At 71.4% G+C, this 20,742-nt stretch carries 17 protein-coding genes; 9 read left to right on the forward strand and 8 right to left on the reverse strand.

Features of this window, described 5'->3' with window-relative positions:
• Positions 1 to 35 precede the first annotated feature (35 nt).
• A complete protein-coding gene (locus AB0898_RS08880) occupies positions 36 to 1,214 on the forward strand; it encodes a hypothetical protein (protein WP_366802143.1) in 1,179 nt (392 codons plus the stop codon).
• Positions 1,215 to 1,217: 3 nt separating this feature from the next.
• The gene (locus tag AB0898_RS08885; RefSeq protein ID WP_366802144.1) at positions 1,218 to 1,778 is read left to right on the forward strand and encodes a hypothetical protein; all 561 of its coding nucleotides are present in this window, start codon (positions 1,218 to 1,220) and stop codon (positions 1,776 to 1,778) included.
• Positions 1,779 to 2,956: 1,178 nt separating this feature from the next.
• On the opposite strand, the gene AB0898_RS08890 is transcribed toward AB0898_RS08885, so the two are convergent.
• Both AB0898_RS08890 and AB0898_RS08895 read right to left on the reverse strand, forming a co-directional pair.
• Positions 2,957 to 5,053: a hypothetical protein gene (locus AB0898_RS08890; RefSeq protein WP_366802145.1), complete on the reverse strand. Its 2,097-nt coding sequence runs from the start codon at positions 5,051 to 5,053 to the stop codon at positions 2,957 to 2,959.
• 392 nt (positions 5,054 to 5,445) lie between these two features.
• Positions 5,446 to 6,012 carry a Uma2 family endonuclease gene (locus tag AB0898_RS08895; RefSeq protein ID WP_366802147.1) on the reverse strand — a complete coding sequence of 189 codons (567 nt, stop codon included), beginning with the start codon at positions 6,010 to 6,012 and terminating at the stop codon, positions 5,446 to 5,448.
• A 357-nt stretch (positions 6,013 to 6,369) separates the two neighbouring features.
• On the opposite strand from AB0898_RS08895, the gene AB0898_RS08900 reads away from it, so the two are divergent.
• The 6 genes from AB0898_RS08900 (at position 6,370) to AB0898_RS08925 (ending at position 13,727) form a co-directional block, all read left to right on the forward strand.
• Positions 6,370 to 6,975 (forward strand): helix-turn-helix domain-containing protein, encoded by a 606-nt coding sequence (locus tag AB0898_RS08900; RefSeq protein ID WP_366802148.1) that lies wholly within the window; start codon positions 6,370 to 6,372, stop codon positions 6,973 to 6,975.
• 103 nt (positions 6,976 to 7,078) lie between these two features.
• On the forward strand, positions 7,079 to 7,279 hold the full coding sequence (locus tag AB0898_RS08905) for a ferredoxin (RefSeq protein ID WP_366802149.1): 201 nt from the start codon (positions 7,079 to 7,081) through the stop codon (positions 7,277 to 7,279).
• On the forward strand, positions 7,276 to 8,499 hold the full coding sequence (locus AB0898_RS08910) for an FAD-dependent oxidoreductase (protein WP_366802150.1): 1,224 nt from the start codon (positions 7,276 to 7,278) through the stop codon (positions 8,497 to 8,499). Before AB0898_RS08905 ends, AB0898_RS08910 begins: the two co-directional genes overlap by 4 nt.
• Positions 8,500 to 8,679: 180 nt before the next feature.
• Positions 8,680 to 9,906 carry a cytochrome P450 gene (locus AB0898_RS08915; protein WP_366802151.1) on the forward strand — a complete coding sequence of 409 codons (1,227 nt, stop codon included), beginning with the start codon at positions 8,680 to 8,682 and terminating at the stop codon, positions 9,904 to 9,906.
• A 146-nt stretch (positions 9,907 to 10,052) separates the two neighbouring features.
• Entirely contained in the window at positions 10,053 to 11,525 is a 1,473-nt protein-coding gene (locus AB0898_RS08920; protein ID WP_366802152.1) for an MFS transporter, read from the forward strand.
• 162 nt (positions 11,526 to 11,687) lie between these two features.
• Complete coding sequence (locus tag AB0898_RS08925) at positions 11,688 to 13,727, forward strand: thioredoxin domain-containing protein (protein WP_366802153.1); 2,040 nt, start codon at positions 11,688 to 11,690, stop codon at positions 13,725 to 13,727.
• Between the two features lie 90 nt (positions 13,728 to 13,817).
• On the opposite strand, the gene AB0898_RS08930 is transcribed toward AB0898_RS08925, so the two are convergent.
• The 5 genes from AB0898_RS08930 to AB0898_RS08950 form a co-directional block, all read right to left on the reverse strand.
• A complete protein-coding gene (locus tag AB0898_RS08930) occupies positions 13,818 to 14,183 on the reverse strand; it encodes a hypothetical protein (RefSeq protein WP_366802154.1) in 366 nt (121 codons plus the stop codon).
• A gap of 48 nt (positions 14,184 to 14,231) precedes the next feature.
• Positions 14,232 to 14,978, reverse strand: coding sequence for a Mut7-C RNAse domain-containing protein (locus AB0898_RS08935; protein ID WP_366802155.1), 747 nt, complete (start codon positions 14,976 to 14,978; stop codon positions 14,232 to 14,234).
• A 34-nt stretch (positions 14,979 to 15,012) separates the two neighbouring features.
• Complete coding sequence (locus AB0898_RS08940; protein ID WP_366802157.1) at positions 15,013 to 15,654, reverse strand: TetR family transcriptional regulator; 642 nt, start codon at positions 15,652 to 15,654, stop codon at positions 15,013 to 15,015.
• Positions 15,651 to 17,216: an MFS transporter gene (locus AB0898_RS08945; RefSeq protein WP_366802158.1), complete on the reverse strand. Its 1,566-nt coding sequence runs from the start codon at positions 17,214 to 17,216 to the stop codon at positions 15,651 to 15,653. Before AB0898_RS08945 ends, AB0898_RS08940 begins: the two co-directional genes overlap by 4 nt.
• Positions 17,217 to 17,362: 146 nt before the next feature.
• Positions 17,363 to 18,046 carry a hemolysin III family protein gene (locus AB0898_RS08950; RefSeq protein ID WP_366802159.1) on the reverse strand — a complete coding sequence of 228 codons (684 nt, stop codon included), beginning with the start codon at positions 18,044 to 18,046 and terminating at the stop codon, positions 17,363 to 17,365.
• 380 nt (positions 18,047 to 18,426) lie between these two features.
• On the opposite strand from AB0898_RS08950, the gene AB0898_RS08955 reads away from it, so the two are divergent.
• On the forward strand, positions 18,427 to 20,259 hold the full coding sequence (locus tag AB0898_RS08955) for a phosphoenolpyruvate carboxykinase (GTP) (RefSeq protein WP_366802160.1): 1,833 nt from the start codon (positions 18,427 to 18,429) through the stop codon (positions 20,257 to 20,259).
• A gap of 6 nt (positions 20,260 to 20,265) precedes the next feature.
• On the opposite strand, the gene AB0898_RS08960 is transcribed toward AB0898_RS08955, so the two are convergent.
• Positions 20,266 to 20,688 carry a hypothetical protein gene (locus AB0898_RS08960; protein WP_366802161.1) on the reverse strand — a complete coding sequence of 141 codons (423 nt, stop codon included), beginning with the start codon at positions 20,686 to 20,688 and terminating at the stop codon, positions 20,266 to 20,268.
• Positions 20,689 to 20,742: the final 54 nt, after the last annotated feature.

Genomic DNA, 20,742 nt, shown 5'->3' on the forward strand with positions numbered 1-20,742 from the left:
ATGAGAACCAACGCCCCCACGAGAAAGGCATCGTCATGAGCAGCACAGGACTGCCCCTCCCCGGAATCACGGCTCCTCAGCCGGTTCCGTCGTCCCCCGCCGCCCGGCTGTCCCGCAGCGGGCGGGCCGGGCCGCTCGCGGCTCACCTCGTCCTGGCCGGCACCCTGACCTCGCTGCTCGGCCTCAGCTGGGACATCCAGTGGCATGTCGACGTGGGCCCGGACACCTTCTTCACGCTCTCGCACCTCATGCTGTACTCCGGCAGCGCCATCGCCGGTGTCACCAGCCTCGTCGTGGTGCTGCTCGCGACCGCCGCCCAGCGCGCGGGACAGCCCGTGGACCAGGTCGTCGGAGGCAGGCCCGTACGCGTCTTCGGCGGGATGTTCCGCGCCCCGCTGGGCTATCTGGTCACCGGTACGGGAGCGGCCCTGTTCCTGCTCTTCGGACTCCTGGACCTGTGGTGGCACTCCCTCTACGGCTTCGACGCCGTGCTGGACTCGCCGCCCCACATCGGGCTCTTCGTGGCCATCTCCCTCACCATGGCGGGCAGTGTCATCGTCTTCGCCGCCGCGCGGGAGACCCGGTGGGGGAGGGTGGGCCTCGTCCTCGGCGTCCCCGTGCTCATCGTCTTCAGCCCGATCACGGCGAACGCCTTCTCCGCCCTTCCGCTGCCGGTCGATCCCGAGGTCGTCGGCACCGTCTTCTTCGCCACCCTCCTGCTGATCCTGGGCCAGTTCCTCCTCGGCCGGCCACGCTCCGCCCTGGTCATCGCGGTGGTCCTCGGCGGTATGCAGGGCGTCCTGTGGTGGTTCTCCCCGTGGGCGGCCCATGTCTACGCCGCCGCGGTCGGCCTCCCGCTGCGCGACAACCTGGGCGACAGCCCGCCCGAACTGCCTTCAGACATACCGGTGTTCGCGATTCTCGGCGCGGCGGCGCTGACCGGGGTCCTGTGGCTGAGCCGGCGGCGGGGCTGGTCCGGCCGTATCGCGCCGCAGCTCATGGGCGCGTCGGGGGGTGCCGTGATCGCCGTGTCCATGCCCGTCCAGGAGGCCCTGCTCGGCGACGCGGGCCCGGCCCCCGCCGGTCTGCCGGCGATGGCCGTCACGGGACTGGTCACCGGAGCTCTCGCCGGTTTCCTCGCCGCACGCCTCGCCGTCCTGCTGCGCGAGCAGTCCACGACAGCCATCACGACAGCCACCACGAAGGGCCGCTGACCCATGCGCTCCGTACGCTCACACCTCCGTGCCGCCGCGACCGCCGCGACCGCCGTCCTCGCGTTCCTCTTCGTCCCGGTCGCCCCGGCCTCGGCCTACGCCCCCGTCGGCATCGTCCACACCGAGCGGGTGCAGGCCGGTCCCTACCAGGTCACGGTCGGCTTCTCCCAGTGGCCGTTGCGCGCCATGCAGTCCCTCGACTTCACGTTCGCCCCCGAGGGCGGCATCGCGAACAAGTCCGGCACCCTCACCATCGACGGCCCCGGCCTCGACCCGGACGACCGCACCTCCCCCCTCTCCCGCCACCCCCGCAAACTGGACGTCTGGGGACTGGACGTCGCGGCACTCCCGGAACCCGGGAAATGGGACTTCACCTTCGCCCTCGACGGCCCCGCCGGCCACGGCCGCGGCACGCTCCACGCCATCGACGTACTGCACCAGCCCGGCCCCCCACTGGCCGCCAGCTGGACCGTCTGCGCCGTCCCGCCCGTGGCGATGCTCACCTTCCTCACCGTGGGCTGGCGCCGGAACCGTCCGGGGCGAAGGGTGGCCGAACTGATCTGAACGGCGCGGTACTTGGCGGACGACTCCCAGGTCCGCACAGCCTCGCCAGCGCTGTCGCGAGGCGGCCGCACGCCTGACGCGGAAACGGCCCCCTCCAACGCCCGAACGCGTCGCACGTCTCCGGCCGCTCCTCGCAGAGGAATCCGTGGGGGCGTCTTCGTAGACGCGCAGTTCATGGGGCACTTTGGCCGCCTTCAGGCACCGGTCGATGCCACCGCGTTCGTCGGCGTCGATCAGGTGGTCGCGGGCGCCGACGAGGGTGAGTACGCGGGTGCCGTGGCGACCGATCGCGGTGGCGCCGCCTTTGCTCAGGGGGCCAGGAGGATGCCGCCGCCGATCGCCCAGCCGCCGGACACGAGTCGCGGCGACGATGCCGAGGTGGCCGCCATCGGAGAACCCCACGTATGTTCGCGGCGCGTCCGCCGGAAGCGCCACCCGGGTGTCCTCCCCGACACCGTCCCGGGCCAGCCCGCCCACGAGCCGGAATCCGCGCACCCGTCCGACCTCATCGTGACCGAGGCCCACCCGCCGGGCGCCCGAACGCCCGCAGTGGTCCGACGCGATCATCGCCCACCCGGCCCCCGCGAACGCCCGCACATCCGCCGCACCCACGGGGTCACCCCTGACCGAGCTTCAGGCGCCGCGTTGTGTCCCTCTGGATCAAGAGGGACACAACGCGGCGCCTGAAGGCCGGCGCATTGGAGGTACGGCCGTGGACGAGGTGCGTGCGCTGCTGGAGCGGTGTCCGACGAGGTCGAAAGCGAGTGGCTGCTCTACCGATGCGGGGAAGCCACAGGAGAGCGTGGAGTCGAGCGTGCGGGATAGCGCGTGGCGTCTCGGCTCACGGCTGCGACTGCTTGGGAAAAAGCGCGGAAGGTCGCCACCCGCTCACGGTTGCTCAGGCCGCGCAGCGCTGACAAGAAGCCGGCGAGAAGGACCAGCGGGTAGATGACTCGCTGAAGGGTGAGCACACCGGCGCAGATCACGGTAGTCAGCAGGGGAACGGTCACGATGAGAGCCCTTCGGAGTGACGGCGCACCGGCTGGTGCGCTGACGCTCATACAAGGCTGCGTGGTGCGGGAACTCCGAGGCGCGTTGTGTACCAGGACACTTCAAAGTGCCTGGTCAGGAGGATGATGTCCGGAGTTCCGGTCCGGAGGGCTGCCGCCGGAGCCGTATCAATGGACGAACCCGCGGGTCGGATCGCGAGGCGGCACGTTCCCGAACTCCTTGAACCATCTCTCGGACTGCGGATCTCCGATGCCCACCCTTTGGTTGTTGGGGTCATCAGGATGTTCCAATCCCCGCATTATCGGGTCGTACAGGAAAAGCACATCGTGGTCCTGAAAGAGCAGATCCGAGCAAACGGACCAGTCGTAGTCGCCCTGCTGCTCAGGAATCCCTTCGGTGAACTCAGCCACCAGCTCCGGTTGGTCGCAAGTCATTGCCGAGGCGCTTTCCAGGGCGAAGTGGAGGGCCAGCTCTTCTGCCGCGCAGCGTGGTTCGGGAGCACGGCCGAGAGCGATGTCTTCGTTGAGATCGTCCAACGCTCTCAGCATCCTGCGCCGCCAAGATCGTGGCTGGCTCCAAGTGGATGCCGGCAAGCACGCGAAGAAGACTCCAAAGCTGTCCGGTGATACTGGTTGATCACCCAGTTCATTCAGCTCTGCATGCGCCATATCGGCGAGGATCTCCAGGTTGCAGCTGAGGATGCGCGACGTACGTGCCGTCATCTGCCACGGCTCCTCCTCCTCTTCATCCCATTCGGCGTCCGGATGCCAGGTTTTCGAACCTAGCTCGTGACCCTCTTCGGGTTGACAGATTCTTGGTTCGTTGAAGCATGCGATCGCTACCGCGTCTCCGCCTTCTGCGGCGCGGACGTACCACTCGTGTGCTTCGTCGTATTGCCGGTGCCGCTGTGCGATCACGCCCCGGAGGCGCATGGCGAGAGCGTCCCCCTGGGCCGCGGCCCGCTCGTAGCAAGCCGCTGCTTCGTCCCATCGTCTTTCGATGTCGTGCAGGGCGCCAAGCGCGCGGGCTTGCAAGGGAGTTCCTGTTTCGGAAACCGTTCGGTACCACGAGGGCCACGTGCGCTCCGGGCGTCGTTCGCGTTGCACGAACCCGAGGTCGTGCATGGCGGCCTGGTTCCCTCTGGCTGCCAGAGGAGAGAAGCAGCGCTCAGCGAGGGCCAGACGACCGAAGCGAAAGGCGGACCGTCCGACAGCGAGTAGTTCGCCACCGCCATCGGCGTGTGCGACTGCCGCCTCCCACACTTCGTCAGGGATGTCCGCCACTTCGGCGGCGCGAGCAGTGGCATCCACGAGGTAGTCGAACGGCCGCCAGGCTTCCGCGGTCTCTGTGGCGACCAGCATCCCCGCGACACCGAACTGGATCTCGGTCGCCCACATCAGAGCCTGCTCGGGGCTTTCGGCTCGGAGACGGGAGGCATCCCCGCTGGTGAGATAACACGTAGACAGCTCCAGCAGAGTCTCGGCGGGCAGAGGAGTGGAGATACCCGCTCGCGCAAGGTCAATGGCTGCCTGGACCAAGGCCGCACCCCGGGGGTGCCCCTTCGGCTGACGCCTCGTCGTCAGGAACTCGGCGAGCAGTTTCGGCCCGGCTGCGAGGTATTCTCCGATGCCGTGAACGCCGTGGTGGTGAGCGGCGTCGACGAGACGTGTGTCGGGCTGCGGCTCGGCAAGGTGCGCGCGGAGCCTGCCCATTTCTGCCTCGGACCACTGCCGTCCCAGGAGGACCGGCTCGATGAGATTCAGGACGCTCGACCCGAGACGTCGCACAGATGCCACTGCGGTTTCCGCGCCTCTGAGCGCACGTTCGCTGTAATTGCCGTAGGCCTCGGCACGCATGGTGGCCATCACCACAACTCGTTGCTCGAGGAGCGTGGACAGCATGCCTTGGTCGAGGCCGCCAGGGAGGAGGAAGCGGTCGAGGTCGTCCAGCCAGAGCACGAACTTCCGTCGGCCGGAACCGGCTAGCGATATGTGCGACAACACGGGGCTCAGCTCGCTCGCCGCAGGCGGTGCAATGATCCAGTGGTCCGGCACTTCGCGTCGTACGGCCTCGAAGGCGCAGCGTGATTTTCCGGCCGTGGACTCGCCGACCAGCAGGACGAGGCCACCTTTCTCCTTGGCCTTCACCAGTTGGGCCGAGACCGATTCGTCCGCGTCTCGTGGCACATAAGCCGGTAGCGGAGGAGCACCCTCCAAGCGACTGGTTCGGTGGACACCCAGTTCCAGGGGGTTGGCGTCTGCCACCGGACGGATCGGGATCCGGGTTGCTCCCACCGTTATATGACGCGATTCTTCCTGCGCCGGAGGAGGAGTCCTGGCCCGTGCCGCGCGCAGTAGGCGATCCCACACTGCCGGGTCGGCCAGTGTGGCGGGCAGGGCGATGCTTCGCTGCCGGGCCAAGGTATTGATTGAATGGAAAAACTCTCGAAAGAGCTTGTTCGACGGGACATGTTTCCCGCTTCGCCAGTCGCTGATGCGCTGGACGGACAGAGTGGTCTTCCCGAGGCGATCCCTGCTCGCAGCGCAGACAGCGGCCGGCTTGGGAGATCCGGCCGCAGCGAAAAGCGCGTCCAGGTGCTCCTGGAACTTCCGCTTTCCCTTGTGTCCGGTCCCGAGGGAGCGATCTTGCGGCACCGTCAGATGGCTCCCAGGTCGACAACGACGGAGAAAGGCACGGCAGTCTTGATCGCGCCGGTGAACATCTCGCCGTCCCGGTAGGACCCGGTGGCGGGGTCGAGGACGTGCGTGTAGGTGATGGGTACGCCGGTGGCGGCCTGCTCGATCCGCCAGTAGAAGGGGATGCCGGCTTTGGCGTACTGGTCCACCTTCACGATCCGGTCGGTGGTTTCCGAGCCGGGCGACACGACCTCCGCGACCAGGAGTACATGCTCGGGGCGGGTGGGGGTGAGGTCGATGGTCTCCGCGCGGTAGACGATGACGTCCGGACGGCGGTTGTTGAGCGGAACGTCCTGCAGACGGACGTCGAAGTCCGTGTCGGCGTTCCAGTCCGGGCCTGCGGCGGCGTCCAGGGCATTGGCCAGGATTCGGGCCAGTCGGTTGTGTCGCTTGGACGCGCTCGGGCTCACCACGACCATCCCGTCGACGATCTCGATGCCGGCGCACTGCTCCTCGGACCAGGTGTCGTACTCCTCCGCGCTGATCTGCGTATGCATCCAGGCGGGCGCCACCATCTCGGCGGTCATGGCGGACCTCCTTCGAGGGGCCTCGAAAGTTCCAGCACTGCTGGGCTCAGGGTACTGGCCCGTGATGCTGCGGCGTCCGATTCGAAGAGTGAGACAGGGGCTGCGCGGGCGCGTCGGCGGTGGGCTTCGTCGGGTGGCTCGGTCTTCGGCGGTCCTGCTGCCGTCCTGTCGAACCCGGCACCGCCGGCAGGGCCATTTAAGTCAGTCGGTTGATTTAATTCGGGTGATCGGGTTCACTGGAGCATGTGCGCTGCCGCAGGAGTGGTGCGGTGTGAAGGGAGCGGTGGGATGGAGAGCGGTGTTGCGCAGGCCCGGGCGCGGAAGGGGGGCCGGGGGGCCGGGACGCGTGAGGCGATCATGGCGGCTGCCGAGCGGCTGTACGCGGAGCACGGGCTGTCCTCCGTGTCGAACCGGCAGATCGGGGAGGCGGCCGGGCAGGGCAATACGACGGCGGTCAGCTATCACTTCGGGAGCAAGACGGAGCTCGTGCAGGCGGTCATGGCGCGGCACGGGGAGGCGGTCGAGGCGATCCGGCGGACGTATGTGGCCGAGGCCGAGGGCAGTGAGGACGTCCGGGACTGGGTCCGGTGTCTGGTCCGGCCGGTCACCGATCACCTCGCGTCCCTGGGTGTCCCGTCCTGGCAGGCGCGGTTCGCGGGCCAGGTGCTCGCCGACCCGCAGATGCGGGAGCTGGTCGTCAGGGACGCGCTGACCCGGGACAGCCTGCAGCAGACGCTCGGCAGTCTGGGCCGGTGCCTGGAGCCGGCCGTCTCCGCCGGAATACGGCGCGCACGCGGTGACATGACGCGGCAACTGCTCATCCACACCTGCGCCGACCACGAGCGCGCGATCGCCGACGGGACGTCCCACCCCGACGCTTCGTGGCAGCGCACGGCGACCGACCTCGAAGACGCGCTCATCGGCCTGCTCACCGCCCCCACCACGCGCCGGGACGACGCGTGAACGCACCCACCGAGTCCACCGAGTCCACCGAGCCCACCGGGGCCGTGCACGCCCCCGCCCCGCGCTTACCCTCCCCCCACCCTCACGGAATCCGAGGAACCCGATGAAGATCGCTGTCGAGGAAGACAAGTGCTGCGGTGCCGGTCAGTGCGTGGTGCTCGCTCCGGAGGTCTTCGACCAGCGCGACGACGACGGGATCGTGGTGCTGCTCGACGAGACACCGTCCCGGGAACTGCACGAGCAGGTGCGCGAAGCCGCGGGTGTGTGCCCGGGCGCGTGCATCCACCTGGACGAGACCGCGTGAGCCACGTGCGGAGCGTCCTCGTCGTCGGGGCCTCGGCCTCGGGGCTGGCGACCGCCGAGGCGCTGCGACGCAAAGGCTTCGACGGAGCCCTCACCCTGGTGGACGCCGAAGCCGAAACGCCGTACGACAGACCGCCGTTGTCGAAGCAAGTGCTCAGCGGCGCCTGGGAACCGCAGCGTGCCCGGCTGCGCTCCCCGGAGGCGCTGGCACGGCTCGATGCCGAGTTCGTCCTCGGGGACCAGGCCGTCGCCCTCGACGCGGACCGTCTCCAGGTGACCACCGAGGCGGGCCGGGCCCTCGCGGCCGACGCCGTCGTCATCGCCACCGGTGTCGGCGCACGGCTGCTGCCCGGTCAGCGCGGGATACGCGGGGTGCATGCCGTACGGACCCTCGCGGACTCCCTGGCCCTGCGCGCCGAACTTGTCGCGGCCCGGCGGGTCGTCGTCCTCGGCGACGGAGTGCTCGGAGCCGAAGCCGCCGCCACCGCGCGGCAGTCGGGAGCCGAGGTCACCCTGGCGGGCCCGCAGCCCGCGCCCCTGACCCGGCAGCTCGGCCCGACGGCCGCCCGGCACCTCGCCGCACTGCACCGGAACAACGGGGTGAACCTGCGCGGCGGCGTCCTCCCCGAGCACCTGCACACGCGGGACGGACGCGTCACCGGAGTGCGGCTCAGCGACGGGACGGAACCGGAGGCCGACGTCGTCATCACCGCGATCGGCAGCCTTCCGGCCACCGGCTGGCTGGACGGGAGCGGCCTCACCGTGGACGACGGTGTCGTCTGCGACGCCCACTGCCGCGCGGCTCCCGGCGTCTGGGCCGTGGGAGACGTGGCCCGCTGGTACCACCCGGGACTGGGACGGCTGTTGCGCCTGGAGAACCGGACGAACGCGTCCGAGCAGGCCCTCGCCGTCGCCGCCGGCATCCTCGGCCAGGGCAGGCCGTACACCCCCGTGCCGTACTTCTGGACCGACCAGTTCGACACGAAGATCCAGGTCCACGGCCTCGTCCCGCCCGAAGCCGAGGCCACGGTGGTGGACGGCGACGCCGGGACCGGGCGGTTCGTCGTACGTCTGGACGGCCCGTCGGGGCCCGAGTGCGTCGTCGGCTGGAACATGCCCAAGCAGGCCCGGCTCCGGCGCACGTCGCTGCTCGACCACTACACGCACCAGCCGTCCACCGCGACCGCGACCGCCACTGTCACCGTCACCGCGACCGCCTGATCCTCGCCCGCAGGCCCGTTCGGCACCCGCGCCCACGGCGGCACCCGCCCACGGCGGCACCCGCCCACGGCGGCACCCGCCCACGGCGGCACCCGCCCCGCCGCCGGCACCCGCCCCGCCGCCGGCACCCCCGCCCGCCCACGAACCCGCGGCCCCCCACCCGACGAGGAGACCCCCCCCGTGAACGCCACGAGCGCATCGAAGGAAACCGTCCCCGACTTCCCCCCGGCCCGCTCCGCCGCGTGTCCCTTCGCCCCGTCGCCCGAGATGCAGGCGCTGGCCGCGTACGGCCCCGTCACCCAGGTGCGTTCGTGGGGCGGTTCGACGCCCTGGGTCGTCACCGGCCACGCCGAGCAGCGGCAGCTCCTGGGCGACCCCAGGCTGAGCGTCGACTTCGCCGCCCCCAACTTCCCGAGCCCCATCGACCCCCGGCACGGCCACGGAGCGGCCTCCGACTTCAGCTTCGTCGGCATGGACGACCCCGAGCACCTGCGGCTGCGCCGCATGATCAGCGGCACGTTCACGATCAGACGAGTCGAAGCCATGCGCCCGTCCGTTCAGCGCATGACCGACGACTTCATCGACCGCATGCTGGCCGGCCCCAAGCCGGTCGACCTCGTGCAGGCGCTCGCGCTGCCGCTGCCCTCCCTGGTGATCTCCGAGATGCTCGGAGTCCCCTACGAGGACCACGCGTTCTTCCAGGCCAACAGCAAGGTCATCGTGTCCGCCACGGCCGACCGGGCCGACCGGACCACGGCGCACAACGCGCTGGCCGACTACCTGGACGACCTGGTGGCCCGCAAGATCGCCGCACCCGGGCCCGACCTGATCTCGAAACTCGGCAGCCATGTGAAGGCGGGCGAACTCACCGCCCGTGAGGCGGCCACCATGGGCGTCCTCCTGCTGCTCGGCGGTCACGAGACCACCGCCAACATGATCAGCCTCGGCACCCTCGCGCTGCTCCGGCATCCCGAGCAGCTGAAGACGATCCGCGACACCGACGATCCCCAGGTCGTCGTCGACGCGGTCGAGGAACTGCTGAGGTTCCTCTCCATCGTGCACCTGGGGCGACGGCGCACCGCCCTGGAGGACATCAGCATCGCGGGCCGCACCATCCCCGCCGGGGACGGCGTCATCCTCCTGGGGGAACTGGCCAACCGCGATCCCCTGGTCTTCGACGACCCGGACACCCTCGACATCACCCGCAACGCCCGCCAGCACCAGGCCTTCGGCGGCGGCACCCACCACTGTGTGGGCCAGCCGCTGGCCCGCCTGGAACTCCAGGTCCTCTACCCGACGCTGCTGCGCCGCATCCCCACCCTCCGCGCGGCCGTCCCCCTCGAAGACGTCAAGTTCAAGTACGACGCGGTGATCTACGGCCTGCACGAGCTGCCGGTCACCTGGTGACCCCGGCGGACGGCGGGGCGGCAGGGCACCCGCACACACCCCGCCGCCCCGCCGCCCCGTCGTCCCGCCGTCCGTGCAAGCCCCGCCCCCGTCAGCCGGACGAGGGATCGCCATGGCCGGCGATCCCTCCACCTTCAGGAGAAGTGATGCGACAGCAAGAAGTGACACGGCAACAGGCGGAACCCGCCTCGGGCGCGACAGCGGTGATCGCCGTCCTCGCCCTCGCGGGAACCACCGCGGCGGTCATGCAGACCCTGGTCACCCCGCTCCTGCCGCGCCTGCCGGACCTGCTGTCCACCACCCCGTCGAACGCCGCCTGGGTCGTCACCGCCACCCTGCTCGTCTCGGCCGTCTGCGTACCGGTGACCGGACGGCTCGGCGACATGCTCGGCAAGCAGCGCATGCTCCTCGTCTGCTCCGTCCCCCTGATCGCCGGGTCGGTGCTGTGCGCGCTGTCCTCCTCCCTGGTGCCGATGGTCGTCGGCAGAGGACTCCAGGGCATGGGGATGGGCATGGTGCCGCTCGGCATCGCCCTCCTGCGCGACGTCGTCCCGGTGGAACGGCTCAGTTCCTCCATCGCCCTCGTCAGCGCCTCCATGGGCATCGGCGGCGCCCTCGGCCTTCCCCTGGCCGCCGCGGTCGCCCAGTACGCGAGCTGGCGGGCCCTCTTCTGGGGCTCGGCCGTCCTCGCCGCCCTGATCGCCCTCCTCGTCCACCTCCTGATCCCCCCTGTGCCCCCCACCGCGCGCGGGCAGCGCTTCGACCTGCCCGGAGCCCTCGGACTGGGCGCCGGTCTGGTCTGCCTGCTGCTCGCCGTGTCCAAGGGAGCCGACTGGGGCTGGGGCTCCACCGTGACCGTCGCCCTCTTCGCCGGCGCGGCCGTCCTCCTCACCGCCTGGGGCGCCTGGGAACTGCGGACCGAGGACCCCCTGGTCGACCTCCGCTCCACCGCCAGGCGGCCCGTGCTCATCACCAACACCGCGTCGGTGTTCGCCGGCTTCGCGATGTACGCCAGCATGCTGGTCCTCCCGCAGCTGCTCCAGTTCCCCGCCGCCACCGGCTACGGGCTCGGGCAGTCGATGCTCGCCGCGGGCCTGTGGATGGCCCCGGGCGGCATCGTGATGATGCTGATCTCGCCCTACGGCGGAAAGCTCAGCGACGCCCGGGGCCCGAAAACCACGCTGATCTGCGGGGCGTTGGTCATCGCGCTCGGCTACGCGGCCTCCCTGGCCCTGATGGGCTCGACCTGGGGCATCATGATCGCCGTACTCGTGATCAACGGCGGGGTGGGCCTCGTCTACGGCGCCGTCCCGGCCTTGATCATGGGTGCCGTCCCCCTCTCGGAGACGGCCGCCGCCAACGGGTTCAACGCCCTCATGCGATCCCTCGGCACCTCCGTGGGCGCGGCCGTCATCGGTGTCGTCCTCGCGCACATGACCACGACGGCCCAGGGCGCCGCGCTGACGTCCGAAAGCGGCTTCCGCACCGCCCTGATCATCGGCCTGGCCGTGGCGGGCGTCGCCGCGCTGGTGGCCACGGCGATCCCCACGGCGCGAACCGGCGAACCCGCCCCGGCCGGCCGGAAGCCGGACGGCGAACGGCAGCCCGTCAGCCGGTGACCGTCCGGAGCCCTTCCCGTCACCCGCCTCCGGCCCTTCCGGCCGCCCGCTTCCGGCGCCTCCGGCGCCGGCCCACCGGCCACCCCCGGACGCCGGAACCGGCCGAGACAGGGCCTGTGCGCTCCCACCGGCGGTACCGGCCCTTGTGAGAGGCTGGATCGCATGAACCGGCTCGCTGGTGTGACCTCCCCTTATCTGCTGCAGCACGCTGACAACCCGGTCGACTGGTGGCCGTGGACGCCGGAGGCGTTCGAGGAGGCGCGGCGGCGGGATGTGCCGATCCTGCTGAGTGTCGGGTATTCGGCGTGCCACTGGTGCCACGTCATGGCCCACGAGTCCTTCGAGGATCAGGACACCGCCGACTTTCTCAACGAGAACTTCGTGAGTGTCAAGGTCGACCGGGAGGAGCGGCCGGACATCGACGCCGTGTACATGGAGGCCGTGCAGGCGGCGACCGGGCAGGGCGGGTGGCCGATGACCGTGTTCCTGACGCCGGATGCCGAGCCGTTCTACTTCGGGACGTACTTCCCGCCCCGGGCCCGCGGCGGGATGCCGTCCTTCCGGCAGGTGCTGGAGGGGGTGCGGCTGGCGTGGGACGACCGGCGGGACGAGGTCGGGGAGGTCGCCGGGAAGATCGTGCGGGATCTCGCGCAGCGCGAGATCGTCCAGCAGGGGACCGAGCCGCCGGGGGAGGCGGAGCAGGCGCAGGCGCTGCTCGGGCTCACCCGGGAGTACGACCCGCAGCGCGGCGGATTCGGCGGGGCGCCCAAGTTCCCGCCGTCCATGGCGCTGGAGTTCCTGCTGCGCCACCACGCCCGCACCGGCTCCGAGGGCGCCCTGCAGATGGCGCAGGACACCTGCGAGCGCATGGCGCGCGGCGGCATCTACGACCAGCTCGCCGGCGGCTTCGCCCGCTACTCCGTCGACCGCGACTGGGTGGTGCCGCACTTCGAGAAGATGCTCTACGACAACGCGCTGCTCTGCCGGGTCTACGCCCATCTGTGGCGCGGCACCGGCTCCTCCCTCGCGCGCCGCGTCGCGCTGGAGACCGCCGACTTCCTCGTCCGTGAACTGCGCACCGAACAGGGCGGGTTCGCCTCCGCGCTGGACGCCGACAGCGACGACGGCACCGGCCGCTCCGTCGAGGGGGCGTACTACGTCTGGTCACCCGAGCAGCTGCGCGCGGTCCTCGGGGACGAGGGCGGTGAACTCGCCGCCCGCTACTACGGCGTGACCGAGGAGGGCACCTTCGAGCACGGCCGGTCGGTGCTTCAACTCCCGCAGACGGAGGGCGTGTTCGACGCCGACCAGGTCGCCTCCGTACGGGAGCGGCTGCTCGCCGAGCGCGCGCTGCGCCCCGCGCCCGGCCGGGACGACAAGGTCGTCGCCGCCTGGAACGGGCTCGCCATCGCCGCGCTCGCCGAGACCGGCGCCTACTTCGGCCGCCCCGACCTGATCGAGGCCGCCGTGGCCGCCGCCGACCTGCTGGTCCGGCTGCACCTCGACGAGCACGGCCACCTCACCCGCACCAGCCGCGACGGCCGGGCCGGCGCCAACGCCGGGGTCCTCGAGGACTACGCCGACGTCGCCGAGGGCTTTCTCGCGCTCGCCTCCGTCACCGGCGAGGGCGTCTGGCTGGACTTCGCGGGCCTGCTCCTCGACCAGGTGCTCGCCCGCTTCACCGACCCGGAGACCGGCGCGCTGTACGACACCGCCTCCGACGCCGAGCAGCTCATCCGCCGCCCGCAGGACCCCACCGACAACGCCACCCCCTCCGGCTGGTCCGCCGCGGCCGCCGCCCTGCTCAGCTACGCCGCCCACACCGGCTCCGAGCCCCATCGCACCGCCGCCGAACGGGCGTTGGGCATCGTCACGACCCTCGGGCCCCGCGTGCCGAGGTTCATCGGCTGGGGGCTCGCCGCCGCCGAGGCGCTGCTCGACGGGCCCCGCGAGGTCGCCGTCGTCGGCCCCTCGCCCACCGACGCGGGCACGACCGCGCTGCGCCGCGCGGCGCTCCTCGGCACGCTGCCCGGCACGGTCGTGGCGGTGGGCACCGTGGGCAGCGAGGAGTTGCCGCTCCTGGCCGGCCGGCCGCTCGTGGACGGCGCGGCGGCGGCCTACGTCTGCCGGCACTTCACCTGCGACGCCCCCACGACGGACCCGGCCCGGCTGCGGACGGAACTCAAGTCCGGCCAGGCGTAAGACGGAGAACCGAGGGGGACGCGGGCGTCCCGGACCGGATCACCACCACCGGTCCGGGGTGCCCGCGTCCCCCGGTGATCCCTCCGCCCCTCACGCCCCGCTCAGAATCATCCCCGCCAGCGCGCACTGCGCCCCCCACTGCACCAGCACGGTGAAGCCCCTGCCGCCGGTCCGCCGTCCCCTCGGCCACACCAGCGCCGCCATCCCGGCGACCAGGGCCAGGGCGAAGGCGTCGTAGAGGGCCCAGCCGGGGACGGGCGAGCACTGCTCGCCGTACATGAGGCAGCTGGTGCCGCGGTCGGTGGAGAGCACGAGCAGCCAGCTCACCACGACCGTCGGCAGCAGGCCGATCAGTCCGGTGACGGTGAACCCCGTCAGGACGGGGTCCGGCGAGTCCTGCCGGGCCGCCGGGGTGTTCCGCGCGGCGGCCGGCTCCTGTGCGGGCGTGAGGTCCATGCACCGATCACACCGCGCGGGCCGGGTCCGCCGTATCGGCGCGGATACTCAGCCGGGACTCCCGGGGTACTCAGGCGCGCGCCCGCCCATCGCCTCGGCCACGATCGCCTCCAGCTGCTCGTGGTGCGCCCCCTTCCAGTACGCCCGCCCGCACTCCCCGCACGCGGCGAAGACGTCGTACGTACGGCGGGTGCCGGACTCCAGGCGGTCGGCGACCTGGTCCTTGGTGGCCGGGTGGAGCGGGCCGTTGCAGGCGGTGCAGCGGGTCCAGGGGCGCAGTTCGGGGGCGAACCGGTCCAGGATGTCGCGGAGTTGGTCCTCGGGGCGGGTGCTGTAGACGTACGCGCCCGCCCACAGCTCGCGGCGGCGCAGCAGGCCCCGGTCGCGGCTGAGCAGGACCCGCTGCTCGGTGGCGGAGCGGGTGGCGAGGGCGGGGTCGCCGATGTCCGTCGACTCGTACGCCGCGTCGACGCCGAGCAGCCGCAGCCGCCGCGCCAGGGTGCCGAGGTGCACGTCGAGCAGGAAGCGCAGCGGGGCGCCGGGCACCCGCTGGGGGCGTACGACCGGACGTACGCGCACCGGCTCGCCCGGCGCCGGGAGGTACGAGCGCGGCACCTCGCGGCCGTCCGCGACCAGCGCGCCGACCTCGGTCAGCGGGACGCCGAGGGACTCGACGAGATGCCCGAGGGTCGAGACCCCGTCGACGGCGACCTCGGCCAGGCCCTCGCGCCGTCCCGAGGGGAGGAACAGGCGCAGTTCCGGCGCGACTTCGACGTGGATCCCAGAGGCGTTCACCCCGCCAGAATGACACGGCCGGGGCGCCCTCGGCTCAGGGATTTCCGCTGGGCAGACCCTGTTCCAGCACGTCAAGCGCCCGCTCCACCAGAGCGTGGAGATCGCCCTCGCAGCCGCCCTCCGCCCAGTACAGGGACGCCTCCATCAGACCGCCGATCAGGGACATCGCGTAGACGCGCACCTCCAGGCCGTCCGGGTCGAGCCCGAGGCGCTCGGCGAGGGCCTGGCGCAGCAGCCGTCCCGTCTCCGACATGCTCTCGAACATCCGGGAGCGGACCGCCGGGACCCGTGCCCCGAGGTGGGTGCGCAGGCGCAGCACCTCGGGGTCCTCCGCCTCGCTCGCCGTGAGGGCCCGGCGCATCACATGGCGCAGCGAGTCGATCAGCGGCTCGTCGGCGGGCCGCGCGCGCAGCTCCTCCAGCATCAGCGGGTCGTACTCGTCCGTGAGGACGATGTCCTCCTTGGTGGGGAAGTACCGGAAGACGGTCGACGGCGACACCTCGGCCCGCTCGGCGATCTGCTCGACCGTCGTGGCGTCGTACCCCTGCTCCCTGATCAGCCCGTACGTCGCGGTGCGGATCGCCTCGCGGGTCTTGATCTTCTTGCGTTCGCGCAGGCCGAGCCGGGGGCCTTCGGCGGGGGAGAGAGGGGAGCGTGCGGCCGTCATGGGGTTCATTGTCGGGCATCCGCCACGGGGGCGGCCAGGCCGGGGGCGTCGCCGTCCGGGCCCGGCGCGGCCGCCGGCCTCGGCAGGAAGGCGGCTGCCAGCAGGGCCGCGACGAGGGCGGCGATCCCGCACACCAGCAGGACGACGCTCATGCCGTGGACATACGCGCTGTCGGCGGAGGCCACCAGCGGGGCCGAGCCGAGCTTCTCGCCGATCAGATGCGCGGCGACGACGGAGTCCCCGGCGGTGTCGGCCAGGCGCGCGGGCAGCCCCGTGACGTCGAGGCGGTCGCGGAAGGTGCCGGCCAGCAGGCTGCCGAGGAGGGCGATGCCGATCGCGGCGCCGACCTGGCGCAGTGTCATCATGAGCCCGGAGCCGCTGCCCGCCCGGTCGCGGGGCAGCGCGCCGAGGGCGCCGTCCATCGCGGGCACCACGGAGAAGCCGAAGCCGACTCCGGCGATGGAGAGCCACAGCGCGGTGAAGCCGTAGCCGGAGTGGACCGTCGTACGGCTGCCGAGCAGCGCGGCGAAGGCCAGCACCACCAGGCCCGCGCTGACCACGGCGCGCGGCCCGAACCGGGCGACGACCGGCTGGCCCGCCCGCGCGGCGACGATCAGGCCGCCCATCATCGGCAGCAGCCGTACGCCGGTGCCCAGGGCGTCGTGGCCGAGGACGGCCTGGAGATACGGGGGCAGCAGGAACAGCAGGCCCGACAGGACGAACATCACCAGGGTCGCGGCGAGCGTGTTGAACAGGAAGCCGGGGTGCGCGAGCAGGGTCATGTCGAGCATGGGGCGCGCGACCCGCCGTTCGCGCAGGACGAGGGCGCCGAGCAGGACGACGGCCGCGCCGGACATGGCGAGCACGAGCGCGTCGGTCCAGCCCCGGCCGGGGGCCTCGATGATCGCGTAGACCAGCGCGCCGAGCCCGGCGGCGGTGAGCGCGGCGGACAGGACGTCCACCTTCGGGGAGGCGGGGTCGCGGGTCTCGGGGAGCAGGAGGACGCAGGCGGCGATGCCGAGCGCGGCCATGGGCACGTTGACCAGGAAGACCGAGCCCCACCAGAAGTGGTTCAGCAGCCAGCCGCCGATGACCGGGCCGAGCGGCAGGCCGAGCGCGGAGGCGGCGGAGATGACGCCGACGGCCCGGGTGCGCTCACCGGGGCCGAACAGCGAGGGCAGCACCGAGAGCGCCAGCGGGGTGACCAGCGCGCCGCCGACGCCCATGAACGCCCGTGCCGCGACGACCCAGTGCACGTCTTCCGCCAACGCGCCCGCCAGGGAGCCGGCGAGGAAGAGCGTGAGCCCGGTGATCAGCATCCGGCGCCGCCCGAACCGGTCGCCGATGAGCCCGGCCGGGAGCATCAGCGCGGCGAAGACGACGACGTAGGCGTCCGCCATCCATTGCTGCTGACCCGTCGTCGCGCCCAGGTCGGCGGCCATGGTCGGCAGCGCCACGTTGAGGATCGTCGTGTCGAAACCGAGCGTGAGCATGCTCGCGACCAGGGCCCCGAGGGCCCACCAGCGCCGGGGATCGGGGCGCGCTTCCTGTGCGGGAGTGACAGTAGCCATGAAATGAGAGTAACTCTCAAAAGCTTGCAGCAGTCAATAGGGGTTCACTGTCAGGTACGGGAAAGCGGCGGGGCATGAAAAAAAGTGGCGGGGCATGAAAAACGGCCACGGCTGAAGCGCCGTGGCCGGAAGGGTGGGGGGAGTGGTTACGCGTGCTGGTACGCCACCAGCGAGATGCAGACGTAGTGCACGATGAACGCCGCGAGCGTGAAGGAGTGGAACACCTCGTGGAAGCCGAACCAGCGCGGTGAGGGGTTCGGGCGCTTGATGCCGTAGATGATGCCGCCGGCGCTGTAGAGCAGCCCGCCGGTGATCACCAGGACCAGGACGGCGACGCCGCCGGTGTGCAGGAAGTCGGGCAGGAAGAAGACCGCGGCCCAGCCCATGGCGATGTAGCACGGGGTGTAGAGCCAGCGCGGGGCGCCGACCCAGAAGACGCGGAAGATTATCCCGGCGGCCGCCGCCCCCCAGATCCCCCACAGCAGCCACTGGCCCTTGGCGCCGGGCAGGAGCAGCAGGGTGAGCGGGGTGTAGGTGCCCGCGATGATCAGGAAGATGTTCGCGTGGTCGAGGCGGCGCAGGACGCCGTCCATCCGGGGGCTCCAGTCCCCCCGGTGGTACAGCGCGCTCACCCCGAAGAGCAGACACGCCGTCAGGGCGTAGATACCGCAGGCGATTCTGCCCCGGGTGGAGTCGGCGAGGGCGGTGAGCACCAGACCCGCGATGAGCGCGGCCGGGAACATCCCGAGGTGCAGCCAGCCGCGGAGCCGGGGCTTGACGGACTCTGGCAGGGAGAGCGCGGCGGGAGCGGACGCAGTCATGGGCCGCATCGTACCTACGGAACCGTAAGTTACGGATCAGACCCCCGCCGTATGCGTCCAAGGTCATCGTCTCACGCGCGGCGAGGCCCCCGCGCGTAAAGAATGCGCCAGCAAATCATCATGCGAAAGCAAAGCGCGGCCGGGCTGTCCAGCGGGAACACGGACGGCGTGGCGGTGCTCACTCCGCTCACCTGTGACGCCCTATGGACAGATGGGCGCTCCCGTCGGATGATCAAATGAGTGCGATCGGCACCGGATGAGCGGCCACCTGACCGGGACGCCGTACGGCATCCGGGCCGCGGCCCCCGGGGGTGCTCGACGCCTCCCTGCCGGGGCCGACCGAAGGAGACCCCCACCGGGGTCGCGGAAACCCTCACCTAGGAGCGATCGTGGCGCGCGACAACGCGGCTCCCACCGTCATCCCCACCACCCATCAGGAACTGGTCTCGTGGGTCAACGAGATCGCCGAACTGACGCAGCCGGACAACGTGGTCTGGTGTGACGGCTCCGAGGCCGAGTACGAGCGCCTGTGCCGGGAGCTGGTCGGCAAGGGCACCTTCACCGAGCTGGACCCCGTGAAGCGCCCGCACTCCTACCACGCCGCCTCCGACCCGACCGACGTCGCCCGGGTCGAGGACCGGACCTTCATCTGCTCCGAGAAGGAGGAGGACGCCGGTCCGACCAACCACTGGAAGTCCCCCGGTGACATGCGGGAGATCTTCCAGGGCGCCGGCGGCGAGGGCGGTCTGTTCCGCGGCTCGATGCGCGGCCGCACGATGTACGTCGTCCCCTTCTGCATGGGCCCGCTCGGCTCCCCGCTCTCCGCGCTCGGCGTGGAGATCACCGACTCGCCGTACGTCGTCGTCTCCATGCGCACGATGACCCGCATGGGCAGCGCCGTGCTCGACGAGCTGGGCGCGGAGGGCGACTTCGTGAAGGCCGTCCACTCGCTGGGCGCCCCGCTGGCGGAGGGCCAGGAGGACGTGCCCTGGCCGTGCAACGGGACCAAGTACATCTCGCACTTCCCCGAGGCCCGCGAGATCTGGTCCTACGGCTCCGGCTACGGCGGCAACGCCCTGCTCGGCAAGAAGTGCTACGCCCTGCGCATCGCCTCCGTCATGGCCCGCGACGAGGGCTGGCTCGCCGAGCACATGCTGATCCTCAAGCTCACGCCCCCGCACGGCGAGTCCAAGTACGTCGCCGCCGCCTTCCCCTCCGCCTGCGGCAAGACCAACCTCGCCATGCTGGAGCCCACCGTCTCCGGCTGGAGCGTGGAGACCATCGGTGACGACATCGCCTGGATGCGCTTCGGCGAGGACGGCCGGCTCTACGCGATCAACCCCGAGGCCGGTTTCTTCGGCGTCGCGCCCGGCACCGGCGAGCACACCAACGCCAACGCGATGAAGACCCTGTGGGGCAACGCGGTCTTCACCAACGTCGCCCTCACCGACGACGGCGACGTCTGGTGGGAGGGCATGACCGAGGAGCCGCCCGCGCACCTCACCGACTGGAAGGGCAACGACTGGACGCCGGAGTCGGAGACCCCGGCCGCCCACCCCAACGCCCGCTTCACGGTCCCCGCCGACCAGTGCCCGATCATCGCGCCCGAGTGGGAGGACCCCCGGGGCGTGCCGATCTCGGCCATCCTCTTCGGCGGGCGCCGCGCCACCGCCGTACCGCTGGTGACCGAGTCCTTCGACTGGGACCACGGTGTCTTCCTCGGCGCCAACGTGGCCAGCGAGAAGACCGCCGCCGCCGAGGGCAAGGTGGGCGAGCTGCGCCGCGACCCCTTCGCGATGCTGCCGTTCTGCGGCTACAACATGGGCGACTACATGGCCCACTGGATCGACGTGGCCAAGGACAAGGACCAGTCCAAGCTGCCGAAGATCTACTACGTCAACTGGTTCCGCAAGGACGGCGAGGGCCGGTTCGTGTGGCCCGGGTTCGGTGAGAACAGCCGTGTCCTGAAGTGGATCGTGGACCGGCTCGACGGCCGCGCCGAGGGCGTCGAGACCCCGATCGGCGTGCTGCCGACCCGGGAGTCCCTGGACACCGACGGGCTCGCCCTGTCCGACGCCGAGCTCGATCTGCTGCTCACGGTGGACCGGGACATCTGGCGTGAGGAGGCCGCGCTGGTCCCCGACCACCTGAACACCTTCGGGGACCACACCCCGAGGGAGCTGTGGGACCAGTACCGCGCGCTGGTACGGCGCCTGGGCTGAGCGGGGTCAGCGGGCCGCGCTGAGCTGCCTCGGCGCGGCCGGCGCGGTCTGCGAGCCCGCGTGGGCGTCCATCCGCTCGGCGGCGAGGATCGCGGCGGCCGTGTCCGCGCGGGAGGCGGCGACGACCAGGGCGCGCCCGGCGAGCGTGTGCGCCCGGCGGTGCAGCCGCGCGGGGTCGCCGGACGCCGCCGGAACCGCCCGCACCGGGGGACGGCCGTCGCGCAGCCGGGTCACCTCGGCGGCGAGGCGTTCGGCGGCCGTGTCCAGGCCGGGGTCCGGGGCCGTCCCGCGCAGTTCGTCCGTGACGGCGAGCAGCGCGGCGAGGTGTCCGGCGAGCTGGATGTCCAGCTCCTCCTCGCGCGAGCGGTGCGGGAAGTCCGAGGCCGCGGGGGTGCTGTGGACCGACTTCGTGCGGATCGCCTCGTACATGGGACGGCCTCCTCTGCGCTGACAGGAAACCATCCTAGCTTGGATTCAGTCTAA

The organism is Streptomyces sp. NPDC005435, from assembly GCF_040703155.1.
In the GTDB taxonomy this organism is placed as follows: Bacteria; Actinomycetota; Actinomycetes; order Streptomycetales; family Streptomycetaceae; genus Streptomyces.

Excerpts from the sequence above, each read along its gene's own strand:
- AB0898_RS08880 (WP_366802143.1), top strand. The coding sequence starts at position 36 with ATGAGCAGCACAGGACTGCCCCTCCCCGGAATCACGGCTCCTCAGCCG.
- AB0898_RS08885 (WP_366802144.1), top strand. The coding sequence starts at position 1,218 with ATGCGCTCCGTACGCTCACACCTCCGTGCCGCCGCGACCGCCGCGACC.
- AB0898_RS08895 (WP_366802147.1), bottom strand. The coding sequence starts at position 6,012 with ATGACCGCCGAGATGGTGGCGCCCGCCTGGATGCATACGCAGATCAGC.
- AB0898_RS08900 (WP_366802148.1), top strand. The coding sequence starts at position 6,370 with ATGGCGGCTGCCGAGCGGCTGTACGCGGAGCACGGGCTGTCCTCCGTG.
- AB0898_RS08905 (WP_366802149.1), top strand. The coding sequence starts at position 7,079 with ATGAAGATCGCTGTCGAGGAAGACAAGTGCTGCGGTGCCGGTCAGTGC.
- AB0898_RS08920 (WP_366802152.1), top strand. The coding sequence starts at position 10,053 with ATGCGACAGCAAGAAGTGACACGGCAACAGGCGGAACCCGCCTCGGGC.
- AB0898_RS08925 (WP_366802153.1), top strand. The coding sequence starts at position 11,688 with ATGAACCGGCTCGCTGGTGTGACCTCCCCTTATCTGCTGCAGCACGCT.
- AB0898_RS08930 (WP_366802154.1), bottom strand. The coding sequence starts at position 14,183 with ATGGACCTCACGCCCGCACAGGAGCCGGCCGCCGCGCGGAACACCCCG.
- AB0898_RS08940 (WP_366802157.1), bottom strand. The coding sequence starts at position 15,654 with ATGAACCCCATGACGGCCGCACGCTCCCCTCTCTCCCCCGCCGAAGGC.
- AB0898_RS08945 (WP_366802158.1), bottom strand. The coding sequence starts at position 17,216 with ATGGCTACTGTCACTCCCGCACAGGAAGCGCGCCCCGATCCCCGGCGC.
- AB0898_RS08950 (WP_366802159.1), bottom strand. The coding sequence starts at position 18,046 with ATGCGGCCCATGACTGCGTCCGCTCCCGCCGCGCTCTCCCTGCCAGAG.
- AB0898_RS08960 (WP_366802161.1), bottom strand. The coding sequence starts at position 20,688 with ATGTACGAGGCGATCCGCACGAAGTCGGTCCACAGCACCCCCGCGGCC.